This is a genomic window from Methylobacterium sp. AC315, from assembly GCF_979253755.1.
The window spans coordinates 1-7009 of sequence record NZ_CEEDEA010000031.1 but is presented as its reverse complement, the minus strand read 5'-3'; the positions used below and the strand labels follow the sequence as shown (position 1 = coordinate 7009).

Annotated in this window: 12 protein-coding genes and 1 pseudogene; 7 read left to right on the top strand and 6 right to left on the bottom strand. The window is 69.7% G+C overall.

Annotation, left to right across the window (positions count from 1 at the left end; translation table 11 throughout):
- Positions 1-58 precede the first annotated feature (58 nt).
- Positions 59-964 carry a LysR substrate-binding domain-containing protein gene (locus AC0IY0_RS26495; protein ID WP_471766168.1) on the bottom strand — a complete coding sequence of 302 codons (906 nt, stop codon included), beginning with the start codon at positions 962-964 and terminating at the stop codon, positions 59-61.
- A 217-nt stretch (positions 965-1181) separates the two neighbouring features.
- Between AC0IY0_RS26495 and AC0IY0_RS26490 the strand changes: the two genes are divergently transcribed.
- The 4 genes from AC0IY0_RS26490 (at position 1182) to AC0IY0_RS26475 (ending at position 2891) form a co-directional block, all read left to right on the top strand.
- Positions 1182-2045, top strand: a complete 864-nt coding sequence (locus AC0IY0_RS26490; protein WP_147940967.1) for a class II aldolase/adducin family protein — start codon at positions 1182-1184, stop codon at positions 2043-2045.
- A 176-nt stretch (positions 2046-2221) separates the two neighbouring features.
- Entirely contained in the window at positions 2222-2380 is a 159-nt protein-coding gene (locus AC0IY0_RS26485) for a hypothetical protein (protein WP_187193455.1), read from the top strand.
- Positions 2381-2517: 137 nt separating this feature from the next.
- Entirely contained in the window at positions 2518-2751 is a 234-nt protein-coding gene (locus tag AC0IY0_RS26480; RefSeq protein ID WP_147940968.1) for a hypothetical protein, read from the top strand.
- A complete protein-coding gene (locus AC0IY0_RS26475; protein ID WP_187193454.1) occupies positions 2751-2891 on the top strand; it encodes a hypothetical protein in 141 nt (46 codons plus the stop codon). The genes AC0IY0_RS26480 and AC0IY0_RS26475 overlap by 1 nt, the downstream gene beginning before the upstream one ends.
- A 126-nt stretch (positions 2892-3017) precedes the next feature.
- On the opposite strand, the gene AC0IY0_RS26470 is transcribed toward AC0IY0_RS26475, so the two are convergent.
- From AC0IY0_RS26470 to AC0IY0_RS26450, 5 genes are all read right to left on the bottom strand, one after another.
- The gene (locus AC0IY0_RS26470) at positions 3018-3254 is read right to left on the bottom strand and encodes a hypothetical protein (protein ID WP_147856405.1); all 237 of its coding nucleotides are present in this window, start codon (positions 3252-3254) and stop codon (positions 3018-3020) included.
- A 141-nt stretch (positions 3255-3395) separates the two neighbouring features.
- Positions 3396-3644 carry a hypothetical protein gene (locus AC0IY0_RS26465; protein WP_147910248.1) on the bottom strand — a complete coding sequence of 83 codons (249 nt, stop codon included), beginning with the start codon at positions 3642-3644 and terminating at the stop codon, positions 3396-3398.
- A gap of 134 nt (positions 3645-3778) precedes the next feature.
- Entirely contained in the window at positions 3779-4741 is a 963-nt protein-coding gene (gene tal / locus AC0IY0_RS26460) for a transaldolase (RefSeq protein ID WP_147910249.1), read from the bottom strand.
- 151 nt (positions 4742-4892) lie between these two features.
- On the bottom strand, positions 4893-5123 hold the full coding sequence (locus tag AC0IY0_RS26455) for a DUF7241 domain-containing protein (RefSeq protein ID WP_471766167.1): 231 nt from the start codon (positions 5121-5123) through the stop codon (positions 4893-4895).
- Positions 5120-5413, bottom strand: coding sequence for a hypothetical protein (locus AC0IY0_RS26450; RefSeq protein ID WP_147910251.1), 294 nt, complete (start codon positions 5411-5413; stop codon positions 5120-5122). Before AC0IY0_RS26450 ends, AC0IY0_RS26455 begins: the two co-directional genes overlap by 4 nt.
- A 543-nt stretch (positions 5414-5956) precedes the next feature.
- Between AC0IY0_RS26450 and AC0IY0_RS26445 the strand changes: the two genes are divergently transcribed.
- The 3 genes and pseudogenes from AC0IY0_RS26445 to AC0IY0_RS26435 form a co-directional block, all read left to right on the top strand.
- On the top strand, positions 5957-6115 hold the full coding sequence (locus AC0IY0_RS26445; protein ID WP_147910252.1) for a CsbD family protein: 159 nt from the start codon (positions 5957-5959) through the stop codon (positions 6113-6115).
- A 72-nt stretch (positions 6116-6187) separates the two neighbouring features.
- Positions 6188-6556, top strand: a complete 369-nt coding sequence (locus tag AC0IY0_RS26440; RefSeq protein WP_147910253.1) for a CsbD family protein — start codon at positions 6188-6190, stop codon at positions 6554-6556.
- Between the two features lie 46 nt (positions 6557-6602).
- Positions 6603-7009, top strand: a pseudogene (locus tag AC0IY0_RS26435) (PhnA-like protein); the annotation flags it as partial.

The following is a 7009-nucleotide window of genomic DNA, read 5'->3' as shown; positions in this document are numbered from 1 at the left end:
CATGCGGCGACCCTGGCCCATGCGGCGACGAAGGGACGTTGCCGCCAGGTGGCACAGCCTAGCCGGCGACGCGGCTCTCCTGCTCCCGCTCGAGGAGCCATCGGCGGAACGCCCGGATCTTCTCCAGATTCCGGTCCCGGGCACGGCTGCAGATGAAGTGGAGGTCCCGGTACAGGCTCTTCAGGCGGCCTTCGCCGAGCCGCACCAGCTGCGCGGCGCCGAGTTCGGCCTGGGCGAACCGCAGGCTCTCCAGCGCCACCCCGAGCCCCTGGACCGCGGCGGAGATCACCAGGGCGCCGCGATCGAACGCCGCCCCGGGCGCCGAGGCCGGCGCCGGCAGGCCGTTGAGGGCGAACCAGTCCGGCCAGCGCACCGGGCTGAACGACGAGTCCAGCCGGGGGATGCGCGCGACCGTCGCGGCCTCGACCGGACCGAGCGCCCGGGCGAGATCCGGCGTGCACAGGGCCGCGATCTCTTCCCGGCCGAGCGCCTCGACCGTCAATCCCGGGCCGGTCGGGGGGCTGCCATAGGCGATCATGATGTCGATCTCTTCGTGTCGGGCGAGATCGACCGGCTCGGCGCCGCTGGAGAGGCGGATGCCGATGCCGGGATGCGCCGCCACGAAGGAGGGCAGCCGGGGCCCGAGCCACTTCGCCGCGAAGCTCGGCGTGCAATGCACCGCCAGCGACGAGGGCGACGGCGGGCTCAGCTCGGCGCAGAGCGCCTCGATGGAGTCGAAGGCCCGCGCGAGGCCGGCACACAGGCGCTCGCCGTCGGCGGTCAGGATGGCCCGGCGGTTGGCGCGCCGGAACAGGGCGCGCCCGAGAATGCGCTCCAGTGCGCGGACCTGGTGGCTCACCGCCGAGGGCGTCAGGTGCAGTTCCTCGCTCGCCCGGGCGAAGCTGCCGAGACGCGCGGCTGCCTCGAAGGCCCGCAGCGCCGGAAAGCTCGGGATCTGCCGCATGCTGCAATCCGTGAAATGGATTCACGGAAATCGTGAAAAATCGTCGTTTGTCAACGACGGATGGTGGCACGATAGTGCCGATCGGGCTGCGAAGACGGCCGGGACGACAGCCAGACGCGCCGGGGCGGCCGGGGATACCCCGCCGTTCGGCATGGCCCCGCGCCGGGCTGGACGCGGACGGTCCGCATTCCCGCATCACCCGACGAGAGGACACGCCATGCTCGACGACCACGCCCACGACAGCGATGTCGCCATCGACCTGCCCCCCGACAGCGCCGGCCGCAAGCGGACCTCGATCTACCAGCCCGAGCAGGCAGGCCTGATCTTCCCGGAGATCCCCCAGTTCGCCAACCACGCCGAGGCACGGGAATACCGCAAGCAGCACCTCGTGGCGGCCTGCCGGGCCTTCGCGATGCACGGGTTCGATTACGGCTTCGCCGGGCACCTCACGATCCGCGATCCCGAGCGCCCGGACTTGTACTGGACCAACCCGATGTGCGTGCACTTCTCGCAGGTGCGGATGTCGAACCTGATCCTGGCCGACCACAAGGGCGACGTGGTCGAAGGACGCTACGCGATCAACCGCGCCGGCTTCGTGCTCCACGCCGCCGTGCACGACGAGCACCCCGACGTGATGGCGATGTGCCACGCGCACACGACCTACGGCACCGCCTGGTGCGCCACGGGCCGGCCGCTGGACATGATCAGCCAGGATGCGGCTGCCTTCTACGACAGCCACGCGGTGATCGGCGCCTCGGCCGGGGCGGTCGCGGTCGAGAAGGCGAGCGGCCTCTCGGTGGCCCAGCAGATCGGCCGCAACCGTGGGGTGCTGCACCAGAACCACGGCCTGCTCACCTGCAGCCGCCACAGCATCGACGACGCGGCGTTCTGGTTCATCGCCCTGGAGCGGGCCTGCAAGCAGCAACTCCTGATCGAGGCGACCGGGATCAAGCCGCAGCTCCTGTCGGAGAAGACCGCCCGCTACAGCCGCGAGCATGTCGGCAGCGACTATATCGGCTGGCTGCACTTCCAGACCCTCTACAGCCACATCGCCGCGACGCAGCCCGACATGTTCGCGTGAGGTCGCGCCGGTACGAAGCCGGCCGCGAACGGGTCGCCGCTTTCCGAAAGGGCCGTCCGCAGGGCCGGCCCCTCCGCCGGCGACGCAAGATTTGCCTGTCGACAACCCATAGGGGCCGCAACCTTTCGGGTTCGGGAGCGGTCGTCTCCGCGGCGCGGTTCGACCGGGAGGCCGGCATGATGGGATTGGGCGTGTTCTGCGTGGCGGCCGGCACGGGCCTGGTCGCCGCGTCCCTGTGGGCGCCGCGATACCGGGCCTTGCTCGAAAGGATGGGCGGCTGCCTGTTCCTGGCCGGGCTGGGCTTCGCCGGGGCGGACCTGGCGCTGGCATCCTGATCCAGGGCGATGAACCGGACCGATGCGCGGGGTCTTCAGAGCATGGGCTTTTCAGGGCATGGGGTTGCCAAGCTTGGCCATATAGGCCAGCTTGTACGTAAGTAATGCGTCCCGATTGGAACTGCCCAGGAGTGCCAATGCTGGTCAATCACGAGCGCCGCCTGCTCAATAAGGCCGCCGGTTCCGGCAACTCTCGGATCTCCATTGAGCGAAAGCCGAACGCATCCTGGCCCGGCGATCACAGCCGGCTCACGGCCCTCGAGAGTGTCGGCCACCTGGAGCGGATCGCGGTCGGCGACGGGCTCGCGACCTGGCAGATCACCGCGAGCGGGTTGACGCAGCTTCAGGCGTTCGTCGGCGGAGACGCGTGATGGCGTCGATCAAGATCCGCGCGACCGACGACGGCACCTTCGTGGTCTACCGCAACGGCGCGGCGGTCGCCTCCGGGTTAACCCGCCTCCAGGCCGAGCGCTGCGCGTCGGTCCTCGGCTGGATCGCACCGCATTCCTGAGCGGGCGCGGCGGTAAGGAACCGTTAACCCTGTCGCTCTACGCCCATTGCACCAGCCGATTGCTGGCCTTCCACGCCCATCCGATTTCGCCCCTCAACACGGATGGGCGTGGAAGCCGAATTCCGGTCAGAGCGCGCGCGCGTAGCCCGGGCGCAGGTCGATGGCCTGTGCGGTCGCCTGCGAAAGGCGCACCTCGGTCAGCGTGACCTCGGCCCCATCCTTCACGGCCTCCCGCACGATCTTGACCCCGCTGTCGGGATCGTCCGCGATCACGGCGTAGAACACCGTCAGCAGGCAGTCCGGGGTGTCCTCGTCCCGGCGGGCGACCTTCACGATGAAGGCGGTTTGGTTCGGCTCGATCATGGCAGGCGTTCAGATCCGTCCTGGGCCGCACGTCAGGCGGCCGTCGCCGGGGGCGATATCGCGCCTCGGCGAGAGAAGAGGTACCCCGATCGGGGCCTGCCGCCCAGCCCGCATGGGGCAGTGACGGCGGTCGCCGGACCGTCAGGCCGCGGTCAGACGCTTGGTGTTCGAGGCGACGTGCTCGCGGTAGCGTGCGATGACCGTCTCGGGCGAGCCGCCGAGCATGAGCGTCGTCATGGCCTCGCCTGCGGCCTCCACCTTCTCGGTCACCATGGAGTGTGCCTCGGCCATCCCCTCGCTGCCGCCCCAGGCGAGGCGGACGAGGCGCAGTTCGACCACACGCTGGGCTTCGATCGCCAGCATCATCCACGAGAAGAAAGGATTGTACACGGCTCACTCCGAACCGCGACCGATGCGGCGGGGACTAAACTCGGCTGTCACCTTGAACGATCCACCGGCGGGACGCGGGTCCGACCCGCGTTACGGGCCGGGCCGCACCGCACCATGTTGGATCCGCGTTCAGATCACCCCCGCGCCAGCCGTTCGCGGATGAGGGTGTGGAGCGCGCGCAGGTCGCTGCCGAACTGCCGGATGCCCTCGGCGAGCTTTTCCGTGGCCATGGCGCTCTCGTTCATCTCCCAGCGGAACGAGAATTCGTCCGTCGCCGGCACCTCGGGCGGCTCGCCGTAGGATTCGGGCGACAGGGCGCGGGGGAGATCGCCCTCCGTCGCGGCCAGCTCCTCCAGCAGCTTCGGCGAGATGGTCAGCCGGTCGCAGCCCGCGAGCGCCTGGATCTGGCCGATGGTGCGGAACGAGGCACCCATCACGACGGTCTTGATCCCGCGCGCCTTGTAGGCGGCGTAGATCGCCCGCACCGACTGGACGCCCGGATCCTCCGCGGCCGTGAAGGTCTTCCCCTCGGCCTTGGCGTACCAATCGGTGATCCGCCCGACGAAGGGCGAGATCAGGAACACGCCGGCATCCGCGCAGGCCATGGCCTGGACCAGCGAGAACAGCAGGGTCAGGTTGCAGTCGACGCCCTCGCGCTGGAGCACGCGGGCCGCCTGGATCCCCTCCCAGGTCGAGGCGATCTTGATCAGCACCCGGTCGCGCGAGACGCCGCGCTCGTCGTAGGCGCGGATGATCGCCCGGGCCTTCTCCAGCGTCCGCTCGGTGTTGAACGAGAGGTTGGCGTCGACCTCGGTGGAGACGCGCCCCGGCACCAGCTTGGTCAACGCGACACCCACCGATACGGCGAGCCGGTCGGCCACCGCTTGGACGACATCCTCGGTCTCGCCGCCCTGCGCCTTGCCCCAGGCCACCGCCTCGTCGACGATCGGGGCGAGGCCCTCCATGCCGGCGGCCTTCAGCAGCAGCGACGGGTTGGTGGTGCAATCGATCGGCTTGAGCGTCTCGATGGCGCCGATGTCGCCGGTATCGGCGACCACCACGGTCATGGTGCGGAGTTGATCGAGCAGCGATGTCATCGTTCACCTCGTCGTTTGGCACAGCCGACGGTCGCGGACCGGGGCTCGCGGCCAAAGGCCCCGGCGCGCATCGTCCAGCGGGGTTCGCGTCGCCGCCGCCGGTGCGATACCGCTCCCGTCCCGGCGCGCTTCTTACCACACCGGACCGGGATCAGCCGACCGCCCGCCAGTCGCGCAGTGACAGGGACCACGCCTGTGCCTCGTGGTAGGCCACGGCCATGCGGCCGTGGCTGACGATCTTGGCCAGCATGACCGTGTCGCCCAACGCCGTGATCCGGATCACCGTCGGGCCGTAGCCGGCGTCGCCGATCAGGCAGGTCCCGACGCCCCAACCCTGCTCGCGGCAGATCTCCCCCGCGCACCGGTGGTCGTGCCGGGTCACGGATTGGCGCTGCGGGTCGCCGGCTGGGGATAGGACGGGTTGCCGCCCGGAACCGCGCTGCTGTTGGACGGCGAGGCCGTGCCGCCCGTGCCGTTCTCGCTGCCGGTGATCTGCTTGCGCGAGGCGTCCTGGCTCTTGCTGGCGTAATCGGGCGGGGAACTGGCGCCCTGCCAGGTCATCAGCCCGGCGAGCGCCGCGGCCATGAGCGCCACGCTGACGATCAAGACATACAGCGCAGGTTTGCCGCGCTTGCCCTGCCGGCCGTCCTGACCGGAGAGTTGTTCTGCCATTTCTGAACCTCGTTGACCCGCCGATGCGGCCGACGGTTAGCAACAGGCCGCCCGCCGGATGGGTCCGCCCCTGTGGCTTTATGCACCGCCCGGGGTGGTCCGGCCTGTTCGGGCCCGGCGGTGACGGCCGGCAGCGGAGGGCCGCGGCACCCCCCATCGGGGGATCGGGCCGGCCTCGGAGCCGATCCGATGCATCGGACTGCAGCACGCCGGACATTGGCCCTGGTCGATAACAACTGCGTCAGTGATGCAGGCATACCAGTGAAAACAACGCAGGTGAGGGAACCTGCTTGTGCGCAACCCGTTTGTGCCCCGCTGCCGATAGGGCAGGGAGACCATGCGGGAGCGGAACGGATCGCGCAACAGGCATCGCCGGTCAACCGATCGTGCTGACGCGCCATTTCGTAGTGCCGGCTCGACCGGCCATCGCAAAAATCAGAGGGAATACTTTCGCAGGAGCAGTATATTTATACCATTGATTGCGCCGTTACGAAGCGCATCTGGTGGTTGGTCCCGGGTCATCTCGAACGCAGCAGGGCGCCCATGGCCAACCGAGCGAAGATACTGTCCCCCGAGCATCTCAAGGCCTCGGTCAAGGAGGCCATCGGCAAGCTCACCGGCGATACCCAGGTCGAGGCAGAGGGCCGCCGGCAGAAGCGTGCGGCCCGGCCTCCGAAACAGGCCGAGCCGGGCACCGACTGACACAGGTTTCCAACCGGCGCTCCTCGCGGGCGCCATCCCCCGAAACACACCAACCCATCACCGGAGAACGACATGGTCGACATCGACAGGATCACGGGCGCCGCCAAGGATCTCGGCGGCAAGGTGCAGAGCGCGGTCGGCGACCTCACCGGCTCGAAGAGCGACTCGGTCGAAGGCCGGTTCCGCGAAGCGAGCGGGCAGGCCGAGAACCTCTACGGCCAGGCCAAGGACACGGTGCGACAGGCTGCCGGCCAAGCCTCCACCTACGCCGACGACGCCGCCGACTACGCCGAGGACGCCTACGAGCGCGGCGGCCACTACCTGCGCCGGGGAACCCGCGAGGTGAGCCATCAGGTCGCCGAGTACCCGCTCGCCTCCCTGCTGGTCGCCGGCCTGGTCGGCTTCGGCCTCGGCCTCCTCGTCAGCGCCAGCCGCGACTGAACCGCAGATCTCACTTCAACGACGACCGACGACCCGGAGTAGCAGCGTGACCACGATCCAGACCACCGTTCCACCCCTCGCCAGCCAGGCACAGGCCGATACCCGCGCCGTCCTGCTCAACCAGGTCTCCTGGGGCGCCATCTTCGCCGGCGCCACCACGGCCCTGGTCACCCAGGTGATCCTCAACCTGGTCGGCGCCGGCGTGGGGCTCTCGTCCTTCGGCCCCGTGGCCGCCGACAACCCGGCCGCCTCGACCGCCTCGATCGGCGCGGGCGTCTGGTTCGTCGCCTCGGGCATCGTCGCCTCGCTGATCGGCGGCGCCATCGCCGGGCGCCTGTCCGGCAGGCCGCTCGCGGGGACGGCGGGCCTGCACGGCCTGGTGTCCTGGGCGGTGACCACCCTGGTGGTGCTGTACCTGCTGACCTCGGCGGTCGGCGGCATCGTCGGCGGCGC

What these genes read in the sequence shown, in the direction of transcription:
- AC0IY0_RS26485 (WP_187193455.1), top strand. Translation starts at nt 2,222, where the DNA reads ATGATGGGATTGGGCGTGTTCTGCGTGGCGGCCGGCACGGGCCTGGTC.
- AC0IY0_RS26480 (WP_147940968.1), top strand. Translation starts at nt 2,518, where the DNA reads ATGCTGGTCAATCACGAGCGCCGCCTGCTCAATAAGGCCGCCGGTTCC.
- AC0IY0_RS26440 (WP_147910253.1), top strand. Translation starts at nt 6,188, where the DNA reads ATGGTCGACATCGACAGGATCACGGGCGCCGCCAAGGATCTCGGCGGC.
- tal (WP_147910249.1), bottom strand. Translation starts at nt 4,741, where the DNA reads ATGACATCGCTGCTCGATCAACTCCGCACCATGACCGTGGTGGTCGCC.
- AC0IY0_RS26490 (WP_147940967.1), top strand. Translation starts at nt 1,182, where the DNA reads ATGCTCGACGACCACGCCCACGACAGCGATGTCGCCATCGACCTGCCC.
- AC0IY0_RS26470 (WP_147856405.1), bottom strand. Translation starts at nt 3,254, where the DNA reads ATGATCGAGCCGAACCAAACCGCCTTCATCGTGAAGGTCGCCCGCCGG.
- AC0IY0_RS26475 (WP_187193454.1), top strand. Translation starts at nt 2,751, where the DNA reads ATGGCGTCGATCAAGATCCGCGCGACCGACGACGGCACCTTCGTGGTC.
- AC0IY0_RS26495 (WP_471766168.1), bottom strand. Translation starts at nt 964, where the DNA reads ATGCGGCAGATCCCGAGCTTTCCGGCGCTGCGGGCCTTCGAGGCAGCC.
- AC0IY0_RS26445 (WP_147910252.1), top strand. Translation starts at nt 5,957, where the DNA reads ATGGCCAACCGAGCGAAGATACTGTCCCCCGAGCATCTCAAGGCCTCG.
- AC0IY0_RS26450 (WP_147910251.1), bottom strand. Translation starts at nt 5,413, where the DNA reads ATGGCAGAACAACTCTCCGGTCAGGACGGCCGGCAGGGCAAGCGCGGC.